This is a genomic window from Ignicoccus islandicus DSM 13165 (assembly GCF_001481685.1).
Lineage (GTDB): Archaea > Thermoproteota > Thermoprotei_A > Sulfolobales > Ignicoccaceae > Ignicoccus > Ignicoccus islandicus.
The window spans coordinates 1316137-1333861 of the sequence record NZ_CP006867.1 but is presented as its reverse complement, the minus strand read 5'-3'; the positions used below and the strand labels follow the sequence as shown (position 1 = coordinate 1333861).

21 protein-coding genes are annotated in these 17725 nt (G+C 39.5%); 13 read left to right on the top strand and 8 right to left on the bottom strand.

The genetic code is table 11. The features are described 5' to 3' along the window. Nucleotides 1–1416 carry a helicase HerA domain-containing protein gene (locus EYM_RS07375; protein ID WP_075050476.1) on the top strand — a complete coding sequence of 472 codons (1416 nt, stop codon included), beginning with the start codon at nt 1–3 and terminating at the stop codon, nt 1414–1416. A 118-nt stretch (nt 1417–1534) separates the two neighbouring features. On the opposite strand, the gene EYM_RS07370 is transcribed toward EYM_RS07375, so the two are convergent. After that, nucleotides 1535–1918 (bottom strand): hypothetical protein, encoded by a 384-nt coding sequence (locus EYM_RS07370; RefSeq protein WP_083495127.1) that lies wholly within the window; start codon nt 1916–1918, stop codon nt 1535–1537. Nucleotides 1919–2003: 85 nt separating this feature from the next. Between EYM_RS07370 and EYM_RS07365 the strand changes: the two genes are divergently transcribed. Continuing rightward, nucleotides 2004–2771 (top strand): beta clamp domain-containing protein, encoded by a 768-nt coding sequence (locus EYM_RS07365; protein WP_075050474.1) that lies wholly within the window; start codon nt 2004–2006, stop codon nt 2769–2771. Here EYM_RS07365 and EYM_RS07360 read toward each other — a convergent pair. The 3 genes from EYM_RS07360 to EYM_RS07350 form a co-directional block, all read right to left on the bottom strand. Then, nucleotides 2743–4722: a hypothetical protein gene (locus EYM_RS07360; protein ID WP_075050473.1), complete on the bottom strand. Its 1980-nt coding sequence runs from the start codon at nt 4720–4722 to the stop codon at nt 2743–2745. The two genes, EYM_RS07365 and EYM_RS07360, sit on opposite strands and share 29 nt — an antisense overlap. Before the next feature lie 43 nt (nt 4723–4765). After that, complete coding sequence (locus EYM_RS07355) at nt 4766–5455, bottom strand: hypothetical protein (protein ID WP_075050472.1); 690 nt, start codon at nt 5453–5455, stop codon at nt 4766–4768. Nucleotides 5456–5564: 109 nt separating this feature from the next. Further along, the gene (locus tag EYM_RS07350) at nt 5565–5843 is read right to left on the bottom strand and encodes a nucleoside triphosphate pyrophosphohydrolase family protein (protein WP_075050471.1); all 279 of its coding nucleotides are present in this window, start codon (nt 5841–5843) and stop codon (nt 5565–5567) included. Between the two features lie 29 nt (nt 5844–5872). On the opposite strand from EYM_RS07350, the gene EYM_RS07345 reads away from it, so the two are divergent. Together EYM_RS07345 and EYM_RS07340 are read left to right on the top strand one after the other, a co-directional pair. Next, nucleotides 5873–7402 (top strand): radical SAM protein, encoded by a 1530-nt coding sequence (locus EYM_RS07345; RefSeq protein ID WP_075050470.1) that lies wholly within the window; start codon nt 5873–5875, stop codon nt 7400–7402. Next, a complete protein-coding gene (locus EYM_RS07340) occupies nt 7396–8598 on the top strand; it encodes a tRNA lysidine(34) synthetase (protein WP_075050469.1) in 1203 nt (400 codons plus the stop codon). The genes EYM_RS07345 and EYM_RS07340 overlap by 7 nt, the downstream gene beginning before the upstream one ends. On the opposite strand, the gene EYM_RS07335 is transcribed toward EYM_RS07340, so the two are convergent. From EYM_RS07335 to EYM_RS07325, 3 genes are all read right to left on the bottom strand, one after another. Beyond that, on the bottom strand, nt 8595–9047 hold the full coding sequence (locus tag EYM_RS07335) for an Lrp/AsnC family transcriptional regulator (protein WP_075050468.1): 453 nt from the start codon (nt 9045–9047) through the stop codon (nt 8595–8597). The genes EYM_RS07340 and EYM_RS07335 overlap by 4 nt on opposite strands. Nucleotides 9048–9152: 105 nt before the next feature. Continuing rightward, on the bottom strand, nt 9153–10220 hold the full coding sequence (locus EYM_RS07330; protein ID WP_075050467.1) for an NAD(P)/FAD-dependent oxidoreductase: 1068 nt from the start codon (nt 10218–10220) through the stop codon (nt 9153–9155). Nucleotides 10221–10269: 49 nt separating this feature from the next. Continuing rightward, on the bottom strand, nt 10270–10929 hold the full coding sequence (locus EYM_RS07325; RefSeq protein WP_075050662.1) for a phosphoribosyltransferase: 660 nt from the start codon (nt 10927–10929) through the stop codon (nt 10270–10272). 148 nt (nt 10930–11077) lie between these two features. Between EYM_RS07325 and EYM_RS07320 the strand changes: the two genes are divergently transcribed. Beyond that, a complete protein-coding gene (locus tag EYM_RS07320; protein ID WP_075050466.1) occupies nt 11078–11380 on the top strand; it encodes an MTH1187 family thiamine-binding protein in 303 nt (100 codons plus the stop codon). Next, the gene (locus tag EYM_RS07315) at nt 11377–11775 is read left to right on the top strand and encodes a metal-dependent transcriptional regulator (RefSeq protein WP_075050465.1); all 399 of its coding nucleotides are present in this window, start codon (nt 11377–11379) and stop codon (nt 11773–11775) included. Before EYM_RS07320 ends, EYM_RS07315 begins: the two co-directional genes overlap by 4 nt. On the opposite strand, the gene EYM_RS07310 is transcribed toward EYM_RS07315, so the two are convergent. Then, nucleotides 11765–12619 carry a V4R domain-containing protein gene (locus tag EYM_RS07310; RefSeq protein ID WP_083495125.1) on the bottom strand — a complete coding sequence of 285 codons (855 nt, stop codon included), beginning with the start codon at nt 12617–12619 and terminating at the stop codon, nt 11765–11767. The two genes, EYM_RS07315 and EYM_RS07310, sit on opposite strands and share 11 nt — an antisense overlap. Nucleotides 12620–12667: 48 nt before the next feature. Between EYM_RS07310 and EYM_RS07305 the strand changes: the two genes are divergently transcribed. From EYM_RS07305 to EYM_RS07275, 7 genes are read left to right on the top strand one after another with little or no spacing between them, the layout of a single operon-like run. Next, nucleotides 12668–13090 (top strand): hypothetical protein, encoded by a 423-nt coding sequence (locus EYM_RS07305; protein ID WP_157058804.1) that lies wholly within the window; start codon nt 12668–12670, stop codon nt 13088–13090. 3 nt (nt 13091–13093) lie between these two features. Further along, nucleotides 13094–13570 carry a hypothetical protein gene (locus tag EYM_RS07300; RefSeq protein ID WP_075050462.1) on the top strand — a complete coding sequence of 159 codons (477 nt, stop codon included), beginning with the start codon at nt 13094–13096 and terminating at the stop codon, nt 13568–13570. Between the two features lie 27 nt (nt 13571–13597). Next, nucleotides 13598–14731, top strand: coding sequence for a GTP 3',8-cyclase MoaA (gene moaA, locus EYM_RS07295; protein WP_083495124.1), 1134 nt, complete (start codon nt 13598–13600; stop codon nt 14729–14731). 36 nt (nt 14732–14767) lie between these two features. Next, complete coding sequence (locus EYM_RS07290) at nt 14768–15463, top strand: ribosome assembly factor SBDS (RefSeq protein ID WP_075050460.1); 696 nt, start codon at nt 14768–14770, stop codon at nt 15461–15463. Between the two features lie 27 nt (nt 15464–15490). After that, nucleotides 15491–16162 (top strand): triose-phosphate isomerase, encoded by a 672-nt coding sequence (gene tpiA / locus EYM_RS07285; RefSeq protein ID WP_075050459.1) that lies wholly within the window; start codon nt 15491–15493, stop codon nt 16160–16162. Continuing rightward, a complete protein-coding gene (locus EYM_RS07280) occupies nt 16162–17319 on the top strand; it encodes an aconitase X catalytic domain-containing protein (protein WP_075050458.1) in 1158 nt (385 codons plus the stop codon). Before tpiA ends, EYM_RS07280 begins: the two co-directional genes overlap by 1 nt. A 13-nt stretch (nt 17320–17332) precedes the next feature. Continuing rightward, nucleotides 17333–17716, top strand: coding sequence for an aconitase X swivel domain-containing protein (locus EYM_RS07275; protein WP_075050457.1), 384 nt, complete (start codon nt 17333–17335; stop codon nt 17714–17716). Nucleotides 17717–17725: the final 9 nt, after the last annotated feature.

The window sequence follows — 17725 nt, the reverse complement described above, 5'->3', positions numbered from 1 at the left end:
ATGGGAATAATAGAACTACTTGTTGCCATTGTTACACCATTCATTATATGTAAAAGTGGAATCAAGCCTAAGAATAGAAAGAAGGTTGTTGAGGAAATTGATTCCAATACTGTTCGTATACGAACTCAGAGGGGACCTATATATGTAAAGGGATTGAGAGTTGAAGATATAGATTCAGTAAAACTTCTTGAAGAGTATGACGAGATTATTAGAATGTATACTCAGTTCTTAAACAGATTGAATTTAGACGTAGCTTTGGAAATACGATTACTAAAGAAAAGCATCGATCCGGTATCTATTATAAAGAGTATTGAGAGGGAATTAACTCATTTAAAAGTACAAAAAATGAACGATCCAACTGATATTAGAATAGAATTGAGAATAGGGTACTTAGAAAAACTATTGAAGCTTTATTCCACGTCTACACTACCTTCGAGAATAGAGATCAATTACCTACTCTACTCAAGGGGTTTAGAGCGCTTGGAAGCCGAGAAATATACATTAAAAAACTTGTTGAGTAGCCTTTTCAAAGCGCAAGTACGCGACATCGATTCAAGAGAACTCAAGAAGATGGTTAACCCGAAGGTTGTAAAGGAAAATGGAATAGTAGTACCTTCCATTGCTCTAGCCTTAGCTAATCCACCACTTGAATCAACAATAAGCGATGGTATATACTTAGGGATCGACATTGAATCCAATCGCATAGAATTCATTCCACCTACCAGTATACGACATCACATAGGGGTGATTGGAAGCACTGGTATGGGCAAGACAACAATCTTAGCTTCACTCATAATAAGAATACATTTACTCCTTTCCTACGTTAACGTGATAGTAATAGATCCCAAAGGAGACCTAGAGTATATATTAAGAGAAATGGAGATACCGGTGCAAGTGTACAGATTTAAGGGGACTTCTACATTAAGAAAAGAAGAAATTAACAGGGTGATCGAGAATATTCTGGATGAAATAGTAAATATGGAACCTTCAAAAGATCTAAGGAAGGTAATAGTTGTTGATGAAGCGTGGCTTATAGAAAGTAACCTCTTGGAAGAAATAGCTCGTGAAGGAAGGAGTAAGGGAATAAGTCTTATAGTAGCAACCCAGTCCCCAAGTGATCTAAGCTATGAGATATGGAGTAACATAGGCACTTGGATTGTACTTAAACTTAATAGGTTAGACAAAGATAATTGGATATGTACGTCTCTACGCGATTACTGTAGCTACGTTACGTTGCTGCGGAAAGGCGAAGCTCTTGTGAAATTCCATAATGGAAGAATCAAGATGATTAGATTAGACGTAGACGAAGTAATTCAATCTATTACAACTAACTTGAAATCCTCTATACCTAATTCTTTTAACAACCTAGAAACGGAATCGGGTGAGATTACTAATGGGAGTTCTACAAATGCGTAATTTGGAATGAGTTTTGATTTAGATATTTTAGGTTCACAATTACACGTTTTCCTAATAGAATCTAGAGCTTTTTCCAAGATCTCGTTATCATACGAGTGAATCATTACTCTCAATACCCTTACCATATTTTTTCCACCTTCTCTCTAACACTGTATCCCATTTCCTGCAGTGCTTCCTTCAACACATCTAATGGTACCCTCCTGTCGAATACTATAGTTACGTAATCTTTACCTCCCTCCTTTTCTAGTGAGAGCTTATCAACAACAACAGTTCCTTTAATCATGTCACTTAAGGATTGCGTTGGTGCAATGAAATCCTTAAACCTCTTTTTCATCTCTTGATAGAATTCATCGAAGTGGCGAATGTATCTCATTGCTTCTTGTAAGTCTCTAGGACTCTCTCCAAGTTTCGTTTCAATTATTTCTAATAACTTCAATGCGTCTTCGCGAGGCAACCTTACCCATTTATACTTTCCTATGTCTACGGTCACTTCAATTTCCATTACATCTACCCACATTCCAACGCGTGGCCGAGGCTAATAAAATAAGAATTTGATAGACCTACTAGAATTCGGTGTAATTAGAAATATGGTAACACTGCGCGCTGTATATCCAAGTGGTACTAAATTCAAGAAAATATGGCAGCCAATAGTTAAACTTCTCGATACATTACCAATAAAGATAGATCAAAACGGTCTAGCTATAAGGCAAATGAGTAGTGACAACAACCTAATGATAGTATTCGAATTAACCTCTACATCGTTCGAGGAATACTATGTAGAAGGTGGGGAAGCCCTAGTAGAAATACCTTCAAGCGAAGTGGCTAATGCTATAAAAAGAGCAACACGTGAAGACATCGTCGAGCTAAACTACGATTCAAGCTCACCATACTTCGTTATAAGATACATAAATAAGAAGACAAGTGTTGAAAGGGAATTCAAAATTTTGGCAAGTGAACTCTCAATCGGCGAGGAACTGAGAGAACCGGACGTTGAATTAGAAGCGAGCTTTTCAATGAAACCTAAGGATTTCAGAGATATAGTTGCTGACGCGAAAGTAGTTGGTGATGAGGTCTATTTGAGTGCTGTCGAGGAGACAAACGAAATCAAGGTTCATGCAAGTGAAGTTAACAAATCGTATGATGCTATACTAACTATTGGTAATCCGCTACTTTCCTTAAATATAGATACAGATGCCCACGCTAAATACTCTATTTCTCATTTGAATGACGCGTCCCGAGCATACCAAGCTGCGGAAATGGCGAAGATTTCCTTTGGTAAGGATAAACCAATGAAAGTTGAATACGAACTAGAGTTCAATTCGTTGCTTAGGATATGGATAGCTCCATATCTCTAATATTTATAATAGTGCCATTGAATCTGTCAATGGCGAAACCGTACTTTTCGATAATTTCTAGTTCCCTAGTAGATAGGTTACCTAAGATTAACAATAGCGGTTTTCCATTATACTTATAATAACCGTCATAGTATGTAATGTCCTTAAATAATCCTAAGGTTTCGTTTAAGATGTCCAAGATACCTCCTAGTTTGAAATATCCATTAACGGGTGTATTTACCCTTATCACCTCCAACAAGCGTTTAAATGAGTTTGGAGAAGTGCTACCAACTCCGTCAATGTAATTATTTGGACTCAATACCCATGCGTACTTAACTTTGTTTTGGATCAAGGAGCTTATTAAATCCGTGTATTCATACCCCCTAAAGAGATCTAACCTAGCTAATATTCCGATGTTACATTTGCCCTTCAACTCATGAACTAGTTTATCTGCGATAGGTTTTGAAAACGAATAGTAGCCATAGATTGGAACTGCGAACTTCGACATGTAATCTCCGTACATTTGCCCGGGATATTCCATGTTCTCCCAAGGTACTATTAAACACCAACCTTTCGCCTCCACAATCTCATTTCCATTCATCTCATTATGATGGGTTAAGCTAGGAGCCAGTGCAATGAGTATTATTAATTCCAATATGTACGATCCAATTACAAGGTACGAAGCATACCTTCTATGATCCTTAAAGTACATTACAATGAATGAGACTAGTGAGATGAAAGCAAGGGACAATGATATCGAACCAATTATCCGAAGGACCACATCCCAATATTCGAAAACGTAATCTATGATCCTGGAAACCTTGGCCAACCATAATCCGAACGACTTTAGGAATAAGGGGTTTACGACCATTGGGAACAAGTCCCAGAAGCTCAATATATGTTGGATCGAATATAGAATAAATGCATACATCAGTAACTTAGAATACCTCCTTAACAACGGGCTAGATTGATATGCGAAGGTATAAAGGACAGCAGGAACGACTAAGTGTTGAACAGCACCAACGTAGCTTAATAGTATATAAACCAAATACGCGAGAAGTACGCCCTCAAAGGGATCTCTAATAATGATAGATAGAATTAAATATGATGGAATGAATAGTAGAGACGCTTTATCAATTACCTTGTATAACTCCACAACTGAGCCCATACTTAGTGCTACTGCAGTATTGCCAGTGAACCCAGACAGAGCATCAGAATAGAAGTTCAGAACAGCAAATCCACCGAAACCTAACGAATTGGGGGGTCTATGTGAATGAAAGAGGAATATAGATCTGAACAAAGCTTCTAAATTACTGAATCCGAATATAGACGAGTAAAGTAAGATTATTAGGACGAAAGTTCCAAGTGCCATTAGTCCGAATCTTAAAATCATCCGAAGCGATTCAAATTTCCTATAAATATAGAAAAGTATCGGTAGGAGTGCTAAAATAGCGTGCTGTTTCGTGGATAGCGCTAATCCATACGCAATCCCACCGTATTCAACCTTTCCACTTATAAGGAAGTAGAGAGCAAGTAACAAGAAGAAGGCTACGATGGAATCAAACATACCGTGAATGAATATCGAGGTTATTACTATTGGGTTTAACAACAATATCTTCCAGTTAGCGTTCATCCTCTTTGCTATAGTTATAGAAAATAGTATACTTACGATTGACGGAAGTTTTATGAAGAGTAAATATAAGTATGAGAGTGGAACTTTTAGTAAGACTAGCGGCGAAATCGAAAGCGCCCATAAGAGCAACGGCAATGGAGGATAGGTTACCCACATTGGCCCTAAACCAACTACATAAGCCTTAATGCTATCAGAATATGCATAGGGATCCTTTCCTTGAAGAAGTAGACGTGCAGATTCAATGAATACGTAATCGTCCCATGCTTGACCAGAGATTGACGCTAATGCTATCAAAAGCGTTAGTAAGGCAACGTACTTCAGCAGTTCACTTCTCTTCAAAATAATTCGACCGCGAAGTGATCTTGATTACAGCTTTTTTGCATTACTTTGTCGATAACCATTTATCCGCTAATCTAAATATCTCATCCACATTACCGTCTAAGAGCGAAGGGGTTACTTGCGATCCAATCGCATACGTGCGATGATTAACGTATATCCATCTGGAAACGCCCAATGACTTTAGTTTACCGCTTTTGATCAAGTACTTAATAGCAAGTTGGGAACCCTTGGAGCTATCTAATAGAGTTGAATTCAAGAAGAGTTCGTACGAGCCCATAGGCGAATCCCTTATCTTAATAATGGAATCTACGTAATCGCAATAGTAAGCTTCAGGACCCCATCCATAACATATTTGGCTCTTAAGGATGCCATTAAAGAATTTCCTTAATTGGAGGTCGTTTAAGTGAGGATAGTCCGGACATCTCAGTTTAACTAAATACACCTCATATTTATTTTGCAGTAATTTCTGTAGACTTGATAATAGGAACGATTTCTGTGAGGCCAGCATTTGAGGGGAAACGAAAATAGTAATTTTCGCTTGAGGTATTATATAACGACCCGGAGAAAGTCTAAGTATGGAAATTTTGCAATCATTAACAATATAGTTCGAGTATTCGGTTATATGATGTACATCGATGTAATTGTCTAAATGAGTTAGATTATAGGATAATGGCAATGAAATCAGTAAAGCGTATTGTATTAGAACTTTAAGGAACTCTATCAATGTTATCATCCAGCATTCACCTCATCCTGTGCAATGCGTTACTTCGTGAGCATTACACTCAAGGTACTATAATAAGGCTAGGTATAAATAGAAAATTAAATTGTAAATCTGTAAGAATTTACGGCTGCTCTTCTGTGCACCAAAGGTTTACCATATTTCCCTTCTCCGAAGCTTTTTGCTTCCTAAGTTCTCCTATATCCACATTAATTCTTTTCGTTATTTCATAAAGTACTTCGTATACATCGGCTAGCTCTACGGGATCTAATGATATGAGAAATTCTATTCCTTCCTCGACCAATTTTCTTGCTAAATACAATATTTCTTCATCCGATGTACATTTTCTGTACTGTCCCGGTACTTGTAGAGGTATTTTATCTCTGACTATTTTACCCTTCATTTTCGTACCCTCACGTGGTCATCAACGAAATGAAGCTAAGGCGACTCCTAATAGTGGACGGTTACACTGACGAACCAGCTGGTCTAGGAGTTCCACCGTACTTGGACGTCTATTCAAGAGAAGTTTACGGTGCAATGAAATTGGCCGATAAATACTCGACTGTATACTACTTAACGATAGATCAAGTAAGGAGCAATAGGAGTCTTTTCGTTGAACTTTCCGGAAAGGTTGACCTTACTTTAGTCGTTGCTGGAGCTTTAGTCCCTGGAAGATATCTTGGAGGCGAACCTTTAAGGGATGTGGAAGAACTTAGGTTACTGAAGCTCTGGTCCAACTCTCCAATAGCTTTAGGAGGCCCAATAACTACTTATGGGATTGGCGGAATTGGTGGGAAGAGAACGGAAATTATTGACGAGGATTTCATTATTATTAGAGGTGATCTCGCGCCTTGGTTCTATCAAGCTGCTAAGTACGGAATTGATAGAATAAGCTCTCTCGATCCAAGGGAAAGTTACTATCTACGTAGTAAAGCATTGATTAGAGGAACCGAAATAGTCCTACAACATCCTAATATGAATATAGGTAACTTAACGCTTGAAATAGAAACTTATCGTGGATGTGCTCGATGGGTAAGTGGAGGATGCAGCTTTTGTATTGATCCGCAATACGGCAAGCCATTGGTCAGACCTATATACGATATAGTCAAGGAAGTTGAGAACGCTTACAAGTTGGGAGTCAGGAACTTCCGACTCGGTAGACAAAGTGACATACTTGTCTACGGCTCTCCTGAACTAGGCGTTAACGAATGGCCTAAACCGAACATACGGCTCCTCACACAACTCTTTAATGGCATACGTAACGTAGCACCTTCCCTTATCACTTTGCATATTGATAACGTCAATCCAAGGACTATATACGAATGGCCCGACCTCTCCAGAAGGGCATTAAAGACGATCGTTGAGTATCACACACCTGGAGACGTAGCGGCTTTAGGAATAGAGAGCGTTGATCCAAAAGTAGTAAAGCTGAATAACCTCAAAGTAGACATCGATCAAGCCATTTTTGCAATAGAGGTAATTAATGAAATAGGAAGAAAAAGAGGATGGAATGGATTACCTCATTTGCTTCCGGGTATAAATTTCATTGCAGGATTGCCGGGCGAGAGTAAGGAGACATGGGAGTTTAATAAAGAACTTCTGAGACGAATTGAGAGGAAAGGCTTACTCGTCAGAAGAGTTAACCTTAGGAAGCTTTCAATAATTGAAGGGACGAAAGTCTCATATATGATTAAGAAACCACGTATAGCTAAGGGTTACGAAAGTTTCCGCAAGTATGTCTTGAAGTGGCAAGAAGAGATGTTGAGGAAGGTCGTACCAATAGGGACGAAATTGGTAAACGTCGTTATTGAAAAAGTTGAGCGGGGCGTTAGTTACGGTCGTCAACCCGGAAGTTACCCAATAACTGTCGAAATACCCCAGGAATTAGAGAAATACTCGTGGATAAGCGTGGAAGTAAAAAGGCATCACAGCAGGAGCGTATTAGCTGAAATAGTATGGTAGAGGTACGCCGCCCGAAATGTAGTCTGTGTTCTAAAGAAGCGGTTGTAACATTACCCTATGCTAAGCTACGACTATGTAAGGACCATTTCGAAGAATTTCTTATAAAGAGGGTAAAGAGAATTAAGTTACCGAAGAGAATCCTCGTTGCTACCTCGGGCGGCAAAGATAGTTTGACAATGATCTATCTGTTAAGTAAGCTGAAGGAAAGGGGTGAAATTGAAGATTTAAAGTCTGTAACCGTGGATACTGTTCCCAAGTACACTACGCTAGAAGCCAAGGTTTCCGCAAAGTATTCCCAAGAACTCGGAATAGAACACGTAACTGTTCACGCGTTCGATGTATATGGGTTTACAGCACTTCACTATCGTGAACTTAAGAGAAAACCTTGTGGTTTGTGTTCTCTAATACGAAATCATGCAATAAACTTGGTAGGGACTAGACTAGGTTATAGATACGTTTCAACGGGACATAACCTAGACGATATGCTTCAAGTCGGCCTAACCTCATTGCTTTCATCCGATATTGAGAACCTGAGGAAGATTACAGCTATTGAAGAACCTCTGCCAGGTGCTCTAGGACGCGTAAAGCCGCTTTTCTGGATATATGAACGAGACGTCCTAGCCTTCGCGATAAATAAGAGACTCGAATGGATCAAAGAGAGGTGTCCCTTATACGACGTAGGTATACTCTTCGCAGACAGGATAAGGAACTTCATGCACGAAATAGAGGTCGAACACCCTTCGATTAAGCTGAGAACTCTAAGGAACCTCCAAAGATTAGGGGAAAGTATAAAATTAGAGAAAGATCTCGAATCTATTAAAAGGTGCAAGTATTGTGGGTCCATATCTTACGGAGATATTTGCCCGGCGTGTCACCTTCGAAGAAAAGCACGCGAATTAGGTCTTAGAATAGCTGAGTTAGAACCAACTATCGATTATCTGAGTAAGGATGGAAATATTCCTATAATTGGACAAGGCTTCGTGACATGGAGCTTCGTTGAAGCGAACCGCTGGATCACAGTAGACAAGTTGCTTAAGAAATTGGGACTGAACAGAGAGGTTGCTGTCGTCATGGAGAGAGATTCTCACACCACAATCCCATACGACGCATACGTTCGCGGTTTTGAGAAAGGTGAATTAGTAATTTACTTGATAACACGTGTATCACTAAATCGGAAAGTAGCTAAGCTTCGTTAATCTAATTCTATTGTTTCCTTCTGCGATATAACTTTAAGTACAACCAAAGTATACGTATGAAGTACACCATCAATTTTCCCTATTTCATCTAGGACCTCAGCTAGTTCTTCACGACTACGAACCATGACCTTTACTAATCCGGAATATTCTCCGGTCACATCATACACTTCGTAAACGCCCTTAATGCGTGTAATTTTCTCTAGAGCTTCACTGTGGTGGTGTGGATCGGTTTTGAGTAATACGAAAGCCGATACATGAAGCCCTATCTTATCAGGATCGAGTAGAGTTCTAAACCCCTTTATTATACCAATTTCTTTGAGACGTCTTATCCTATGATGTATTGTTGATTCACTTAAGTTAAGCTCCTTCGCTATTTTCGAATAAGAAATTCTTGCGTTTTCTTGTAGCTTCATCAAGATCTTCTTGTCGGTCTCATCTAGCTCTTTCATTCCGTTGAATCTCCCATGGATCGAAACATAAAAAATGTACTAAAACGCTACTCCCCATCGCACTTTTGCTATTATTCATAGACATCCTTTTACTAAATGATTGTATTAGATAAGGCCCATAAATAACGACGGTAACTTTCTAGCTATATGGAATAACGTTTTTAGATCCATTTTGCCCATGCCTAACCTGTAGATTAATTCAACTGTTCTGGGTTCTAGTTGAACTCCCTCTAACGGAATTGATACTCCATTCTTGTAGACCTTCTCAAGGATCTTCCTTTGGAGTTTGGTGGCTTTGAACAAGTCCGAGTTCTTCAGAGTCTTCACATAATCACTACCTCTCTCAATGCTGTGGGCTAAGAGAGATGAAGTGATGATACTCGGTCTTATTCCTTCACCCGTGAGTGGCATAACAGCGCCTATGGCTTCACCTACTACATAAGGTCCGTTTCCACCCCAGTCCGGTTTTAAGCCACCCATATCTATTGGTGCACCTTCCCGTTTCTCTACTTTTCCTTCATTGAAGTTGTTTCTCTTAATGATTTCTCTTAATCTCTCTTCCATGTAACCTAAGCTCTTGTTAAGGGAACCTATACCCACTTCAACCTTTTTTTCTCCAAGTGGGAATATCCAAGCGTATCCTACTAAATCTCTATAGAATAGGAATTTCATGTGATGAGGGTTATCTAGCTTCACGTCATCTAGGACGTATTGAAGCGTCTGTGCAACCATATCTCGCTCTCTTAATCTCCATGAAACACCAGTTGCAACGATTACCTTGTTCGGATCGAGTCTTCCTTTTTTACTTATGAATACATTGTTACTTATTTTGACCGGAGAGTTCTTATTAACGACTATATCTAAGTCCTTTACTAAACTCTCCAAATATATTGTCCTATCTATTACATAGAATATAGGTCTATTAGTTTCCCACATACCGATCAAGTTGTCTTCGTAGTAAATTTCCATTCCATAAACTTCTTGTAAAATACTCCTAGGTTGTAATGGAATCAATTTGTTTATTTCATCGGGAACACCGCCACCACAAGGCTTCTTTCCTAATACTTTCTTGGCTTCAAATACCTCTACTTTAAACCCTTTCTGAGAAAGGAAATACGCAGCTGCTATACCAGCTGGGCCTCCACCAACTATATAGAAATCACTTTCGACCAACGTAAAGTCTACCCGTAGATGTGAAAAAGTGTAAAGGTCTTAACTAGATTCACTTTACTAGTACGTACTTCCCATTGACCTTATTAATTAGGCCACGGTATTCCATTATATGGACCGTTTCGGCAATCGATAATGGGGGAGTTATGTTATACCATTCCTTGAATTTTACGGTAATTTCTTGTAGGCTCAATTCACCTTCTTCCTTTAACATCTTTTTAACTAAATTAACCATGTCCTCAACGTAATTCCACGGATACATGTACCATGTCCAATCCTTTACCAGATCTACGTAGAAGTCAGGTTTAATTTGTGCAACTGGTTCTATATATTGGAACGTTGCTAGCTTTACTTCCCTAGCCTTCCAGTTTTTAATTACGAACTCCTTAGCTACAGATAAACTCTTTCCAGTATCGCAGATATCATCTACTATTAAGACCTTTTTATCGCTTAAGTCAATATCTTTCGTCTCGTACTTTATTACCGCTTCTTCCTGATGGGAGCCTGTTTCAATCCAGTGCTCAACCTTTAGAGATAGGACGTCAATTACGTCCATGTAATCAGCTAATAGCCTTGCTGGTACTAACCCGCCTCGAGCTATGGCGACTATTACGTCCGGCTTATATCCTGAGTCCATTATTACGAAAGCTAGCTCGTTACTCCATCTTACGACTTCTCCCCAACTCACAACTTTAACTTTCAGTTTTACCACTCCGAATACCCCAGTAACTTCTTGGCCACTTGGTGGTCTATGAAGATTTTTCCTCATGCCTACTAATTTCTTTGCTTCGATACCCTTATCCACGTACCTGAAACTAGTGCTTTTTACTTTCCTCAATACAACTCTAGGGGAAGCTTCGATGATTGTAGAGATACAAGTGCTACCACTAGGAACTGGTTCCCCGAGCGTTTCAGAATATGTCGCGGAAGCAGTTAAGGTGCTAAGAGACAAGGGATTAAATTTCAAGGTTACACCTATGGCAACAGTCTTCGAAATAGATAATTTTAGCCAGATCTCAGACGTCTTGGATGAAATAAGGAAGAGAATGGAGGCTAGGGGTATTAAGAGGGTAGTTTTTGTAATACGAATAGATTACAGATCTGACAAAGAGCTTAAAATGGATCGAAAGGTTGAGAGTGTAATGAAGAGGATACGAGATTGAGGGCGGCATACGGAAAGAGGTACGAAGATTACATAAAGGTTATATACAGACTAAAGAAGAAGAAGAACGTAGTCTCAGCAAAGGACATAGCCGATTACATGAAAGTGAAGTTACCGACGGTGATAGAGTATTTAAATAAGCTTTCTAAAGAAGGTCTTGTTTCGTACCAGAACGGTATTGTTGAGCTTACGATAGATGGCATCAACAAGGCAAAGGAAATAGAGAGAAAGTTTGACACCATAAAGAGATTCCTAATAGAGGTGTTAAATGTACCTGAGAAGTATGCAGAGAGCGATGCGTGTTATATGGAACACGGTCTCAGTGACGTAACTGTAGAGAAGATGGAGGAATTTTTGAACCTCAAAGGAAGGTTCCGCGAACAAGTTACTTCCTAACTGTTGCGAATAGACAATACTTATCGCCTTTTGCAACGCATTTAATTTCTTGCATTGGAACATAGCTCTTCAAAATGTAGCTAGAAACCCCACTCAATATGCCTCTAGTTAGATGACATCTAGGCGCTGGCAAGTTTGAAGCAGCAGTTTCTATGCCATGCGTCATTTTTATAATGATTTCACCTTTAGGTGTCCCCAGATTTCTCGCCTTGTATTCGAAGGACCCTATGCCTTGTGCTTTTAGGAAATCCAAAACGTCCCTCAATAGCACTTCGCCTGTATGACCACTCGTTTCGCTTAAGAATTCAGTGAGCGAAAACCCTATTCTAAATCCAAGTTGATATAATGTGCTCGCGGCTAATGCCGGTTGTTTGAAGTAGGCAGCTATTGCGTTAAAGAACGCTTTAATCATTGTCAATGGAATTATTATGCTTCTTTCGAAAGTAAAGATAGGGAATGCGTTTGGAAATAACAGTATGTCGGACAATCTTTCGCTACCGACTATAACCTTCTTTACTCCATCTATCTTTCGTAGATCCTCTTTCAGTGCCTCGATGTTCGTTGTGGCGTTTTTCATATTTACCAATAATATATACGTAATCGACTTACTCTTAGCATCGATGTTACCTCTAACTATATGAATTACATCAACACCTTTGTTGTACAAGTAGTCTAGTAACGATCTTATTAGTTGCGTATAGACGTTTAGATCTATTTTAAGTACTATTATATAGAGATCACTGACACCCATTTTGGTTATAAACGGATACGGAACCGGTATATCCTCGTCGTCTTTATCTCTGATGCTAAGCCATGGCAAATCAGTTGTACCCTTAAAGGACATGCGTTATTGCCTTAATATTATGAACTTATTGATTTTGGTTGGTGTCCATTGATTATGTTAAAGGGAAAGAGTAAGGGAAACTGTCGTCATATCAAAATAGAGAAGATGTTAGAAGGTAAAGAAGACGTTGAGATAGTTTCCATCCTATTGGAAAATGATGAGAAGAAATGTATTATAGTAGAACACGATCCTTCTATCAGAGTATATGGAAATTGCAAAGGCTGGGGATATCACGTATGGGGGACGAGAGCATACTCAATTCTATATGAATGCCCTACTATGTTGAAGTTAGTTAGTACTAATCGAAGTATCAAAGAAGTGAAGTATACGAACGGATGGATTACCTTATCATATTCCTTATCTGGTTTTACACCAGAACCATGGCTTCCAATATCCGTTTACATTGAAACCTCATCTTTAAACAAGGCAATTCGAGAGGGAATCCTCTTATTAGTTCCATATGGTGGATGATAGTTGATACTCTGTGAACTAGTGCCCATCACGGTATCTCTCATATACTACGGTCTTCGATTAAGGAAGTTGGATCCTTTGAAGATAACTTTGGTTGAATGGGTTACGATAGCAGCAGTAGCATCAATAGGGAGATGTGAAACATTCCTTTCGAGGATGGCGTACGAACGCATCGAGAATTTAATCGTTGGTAGTGCTCTTGAGATCTATGTGAAGATTTTCACAAACAATTTCCTTGTATTAACCTTAACTGCCTTACTTAAGGAGCTCTATTTAGGATACGTAATAACCATTACTGCATTAGTGGCTAGGCATATTTCGAAAAGTTACCCTTTATCGGTCATATTAGGTGCCCATACAATTTTGGAACTTTACGCATACGCCTTAGCTCTCAAAGGAAGTAAGAGATCCTTTCTGAAAGGCATATTATATTTATTGATCGCAGCTTTCATTGAGACGTACTTTATAAGTGTAAAGTAGTAGCAATGTTACTAAAAACTTCTAAATATCTCATCGAATTACGATGGGGTCCTAGCAATTGAACTAAATGATAACATAAACGTACTTTACGATTCATATGGACGACCCTTTAAATCATTGAGAATATCTATAACTTACGCTTGCAACTTCAATTGTTTCTTCTGTCATAGAGAAGGGATAGATGGTCTTATAAAAGATGAACTGGAATGGTATGAATTCTCAATTATAGCACGAATAGCACGCAAGTTAGGTGCAGAGGACGTAAAAATTACTGGAGGCGAACCGTTACTAAAGAAAGGTCTCGTGGAACTAATTAGCGAACTAAATAATTACGGTTACGAAAATATTGGTGTAAGCACGAATGGATATCTATTAAGAGATCAAGCGAAAGAGCTAGTTCAAGCTGGATTGAAGAGAATTAACGTAAGTCTACATTCATTAAATAGAGAAAGATTTAAGCTAATCACAGGCGTAGACGCTCTTAACCGAGTTTTAGAAGGTCTAATGGAAGTAAAGGAATACGATATACCAGTCTTCATTAATTTTACTGTGTTAAAAGGAATAAACGATAAAGAGATATTTGATATAATTAAGTTTGCCATAAATAATGATTTCAATATCCATTTAATAGAACTACATCCAGTAGGTAAAGCTAAAAGTAACTTCAATATATACCATACGTTTCCACAAGAAGTACTAAAGTTCCTTGAAACGCAAGCATCTAGAGTAGAAGTCCGTCCACTTCATTACAGGCTTAGGTACATCGTTTCGGGTAGCGTCATCGAGATAGTTCAGCCCGTGTCAAATCCCCTTTTTTGCGCCGGATGTATGAGAATTAGAGTTTCGCCCGATGGTAAACTCTATCCATGTTTAAACTCGTTCTCAGAATACGTTGATACAAAGGAGATACTACGGAATCCTTATCTATCTGAAAACGAGAAGGTTCAATTGATTGAAGACGCCTTTCTTAAAGTTAATGAAATGAGGAAACCCTACAATTTATGGAACTTAGATTACGAAAAGAACTTCTATTCAAACTATACAGACGAGGTAAAGAGGTTAAGGAAAAGAATTTCAAGGCTTTACATTCCTAAGAGAATGTCAACCAAGGTATCAAGAAATTCTCGCAGCAAAACTAAGATGGGTCTTCCAAACTCCTAAATCCCTCAAGGGATTAGTTACAAACGGTGGTACGCTATGAGTAAATCTTACGTTGTGGCCAGACTTGAATTCAAGGGACACAAGTTCGAGATCTTAGTTGACCCCGAGAAAGCCTTCAGATATATCAATGGTGAGAAGATTCCAATTCAAGAGATACTGATTAGTGAAGAAGTTTATAAGGACGTTCGAAGTGGAGACAGAGTCTCACCAGAAGTGTTAAAGAAGGCGTTTGGTACAACCGATATATTTACAATTGCCGAAACAATACTAAAGAAAGGCGAACTTCAACTTACAACAGAACAGAGGCGAAAACTTCTAGAAGCTAAGAGAAAACAAGTCATAAATTTCATTGCAAGAAACGCTATTGATCCCCAAACTAAACTACCAATTCCACCATCTAGAATAGAAGCCGCTATGGCAGAAGCAAAGGTCTCTATAGATCCTTATAAAAGCGTAGAAGAAGAAGCAATGAAAGTTGTCAAAGCTATTTCTAGAGTAATACCAATAAAGATTGCCCGTTCGTTACTGCAAATCCGAGTACCACCGCAATACGCCGGTAGGGCTTATCCAGTAATCCAAAAATTAGGTGAACTTAAATCAGCCGATTGGAAAACTGACGGAACGTTAGTTGCGGAAATAGAAATACCGGCGGGGATGCAACAAGACGTCATTGATAAGTTAAACAAAGTTACGAAAGGCGAGGCAGAGGTAAAGGTCCTTTATACTAAATAATTAGACGTTACGGAGGTGTTAGTACACATGAAACCAATAATAGCGGTTAATGCTAAAGCCTATTATCCTCATTCCTTTGGATCGAGTTTGCTTAAGATATTGAGAGCACTAGATAAGATAGCTATTGAATATAATGTAGAAACTATTCTCGCACCACCCTTTACAGAACTGAAGGAAGCAAGACTTGCATCCGAGAGAACTAAGATATATGCCCAACACGTTGACGAAGTTGATCCCGGTGCTGTGACCGGGAGAATTCCTGTAGAAGGTATAAAGGACATAGTCCACGGTAGCATTGTTAATCATAGCGAGCGTCAGCTTACGCTTTCAGCAATACATCAAGTAATAGCCAAGTTGAAGAATTACGGTCTTGACTCATTGGTATGCACACCCAGACCAGAAACTGCGGCCGCAGTCTCGCTTCTAAATCCTTCCATGGTAGCTATGGAACCACCAGAACTAATAGGTACAGGTATTTCTGTGTCCAAAGCGAAACCCGAGCTAATCACTGAAACCATTGAACAAGTTAGGAAAACCGGTTTCACTGGACCTATACTTGTAGGCGCCGGAATAAGTTCCGGTGAAGACGTGAGGAAAGCCTTAGAACTGGGTGCACAAGGAGTATTGGTTGCATCAGCAGTAGTTAAAGCTAAAGATCCCTATGAGAAACTACGAGAATTCGCGGGTGCTATAAAATAATGTTTTTAAATAGAGAAGAGGAAAGGATGATTAATGGTGAGTACGGAGAAGCTGTTTCCGAAGCAATGAAAATCGTCGTGAAAGTCGGTGAAGTCTTAGGTGCCGATCGGTTAATACCGATAACGCATGCACACGCTTCAGGTATATCTTATGGAACCATAGGCGAGCCGGGACTACATTGGTTAAAGACACTAAGTGCTCGTGGGGCAAAGGTCAGAGTATTTTCTACAATCAATCCAATTGGTATGGACATCGACGATCCAAACAAGATCCCAGTTGGTATTGAATTCTACAAGAAGCAAATCGAAGTTCTCAAAGCGCTTTCTTCAATGGGTTTTAACGTAACCGTTACTTGCACTCCTTACTATATTCGCACTCCTTCAAAGAAAGAGCACTTGGCATGGGGTGAGAGTAGCGCGGTTGCCTATGCAAACAGCGTTCTCGGAGCTTATACTAATAGAGAAGGAGGAATGCTAGCGATTGCGGCAGCGATTACTGGCAGGACGTATTACGCTGGTCTTCATCTCGAAGAGAATAGAATAACAACGCACCGCGTAAAAGTGACCGGGATTTCCGATCCAGCCGAATGGAGCGCTGTGGGATTGGAGATAGGGGAAATAGTAGGTAATGGGACACCACGGTACGTCAATCCACCAATATCAGAAACCTCGCTTAAACTCCTCTTGGCAGCATCGGCTGCTTCTGGAAGCATTGCTTTGTCGGTAATTGAGGGGGTTACACCAAGAGATACTTATAGAGAAGGTACTGAAGAAAAGATAGAAGTAGATGAAAAATCGGTTACGAAGTACTTCGGTGACGTTTCCGACGCCGAGCTACTATTTCACGGATGCCCACACGTTAGCGTAGACGAATTGAAGTTACTTAACGATAGAATTAAGGGGGTGAGGAGCGGGAAAGAGGTCTGGATAGCTGTATCACCGCACGTATATAACATCGCAAGTTCGATGGGCTTGACTAAAGATATTGAAAGAAAAGGAATCAAACTCGTAAAGGGTACTTGTAGTGTCGTTACACCGATCGAAAAATTAGGTATAAGAAAAGTTGCAACGACTAGTGCGAAAACTTACTTCTATTTAAAGAGAAAGGGTCTGGACGTATGGTTAGTAAGAGTCAATGACATTAAAGGCGTTCTCTAGGCAGGTGTTTGAAATGAAGGAAGTGTGTGGTCGCGCATTGCTAGTTGAGAATCTCGGAAAAGCGGAAGTCGTTAAAGTGAAAGGAAGGATAAGCTTTCTGGGTGAGGTCAATCCTAAAGAAGGGAAGCTATACGATGGACGCTCTATAGCGAACAGGATATTAATTGCTAAAGGTCCAAAAGGCTCCACCGTTGGCGCTTACGTAATTTACGCGCTCAAGTACTACTCAAATGCACCATTAGCGATAATCTTTGAAGAGGAGAGCGATCCAATTGTTGTTAGCGGTAGCGTCGTCGCCGGAATTACTCACGGTGACAAGTTTGGTAGAATCGACGTGAGTGATGGTGAGCTATGTGAAGTGATAGTCGATCATGGGAAGCTCTGTCTAAGATGTTAAAATTGAAGG

Coding starts and splice junctions, on each gene's coding strand:
- EYM_RS07345 (WP_075050470.1), top strand. CDS start 5,873: ATGAAGCTAAGGCGACTCCTAATAGTGGACGGTTACACTGACGAACCA.
- EYM_RS07280 (WP_075050458.1), top strand. CDS start 16,162: ATGTTTTTAAATAGAGAAGAGGAAAGGATGATTAATGGTGAGTACGGA.
- EYM_RS07370 (WP_083495127.1), bottom strand. CDS start 1,918: ATGGAAATTGAAGTGACCGTAGACATAGGAAAGTATAAATGGGTAAGG.
- EYM_RS07365 (WP_075050474.1), top strand. CDS start 2,004: ATGGTAACACTGCGCGCTGTATATCCAAGTGGTACTAAATTCAAGAAA.
- EYM_RS07375 (WP_075050476.1), top strand. CDS start 1: ATGGGAATAATAGAACTACTTGTTGCCATTGTTACACCATTCATTATA.
- EYM_RS07340 (WP_075050469.1), top strand. CDS start 7,396: ATGGTAGAGGTACGCCGCCCGAAATGTAGTCTGTGTTCTAAAGAAGCG.
- EYM_RS07350 (WP_075050471.1), bottom strand. CDS start 5,843: ATGAAGGGTAAAATAGTCAGAGATAAAATACCTCTACAAGTACCGGGA.
- EYM_RS07335 (WP_075050468.1), bottom strand. CDS start 9,047: ATGAAAGAGCTAGATGAGACCGACAAGAAGATCTTGATGAAGCTACAA.
- EYM_RS07290 (WP_075050460.1), top strand. CDS start 14,768: ATGAGTAAATCTTACGTTGTGGCCAGACTTGAATTCAAGGGACACAAG.
- EYM_RS07310 (WP_083495125.1), bottom strand. CDS start 12,619: ATGTCCTTTAAGGGTACAACTGATTTGCCATGGCTTAGCATCAGAGAT.
- EYM_RS07275 (WP_075050457.1), top strand. CDS start 17,333: ATGAAGGAAGTGTGTGGTCGCGCATTGCTAGTTGAGAATCTCGGAAAA.
- EYM_RS07320 (WP_075050466.1), top strand. CDS start 11,078: ATGATTGTAGAGATACAAGTGCTACCACTAGGAACTGGTTCCCCGAGC.
- tpiA (WP_075050459.1), top strand. CDS start 15,491: ATGAAACCAATAATAGCGGTTAATGCTAAAGCCTATTATCCTCATTCC.
- EYM_RS07355 (WP_075050472.1), bottom strand. CDS start 5,455: ATGATAACATTGATAGAGTTCCTTAAAGTTCTAATACAATACGCTTTA.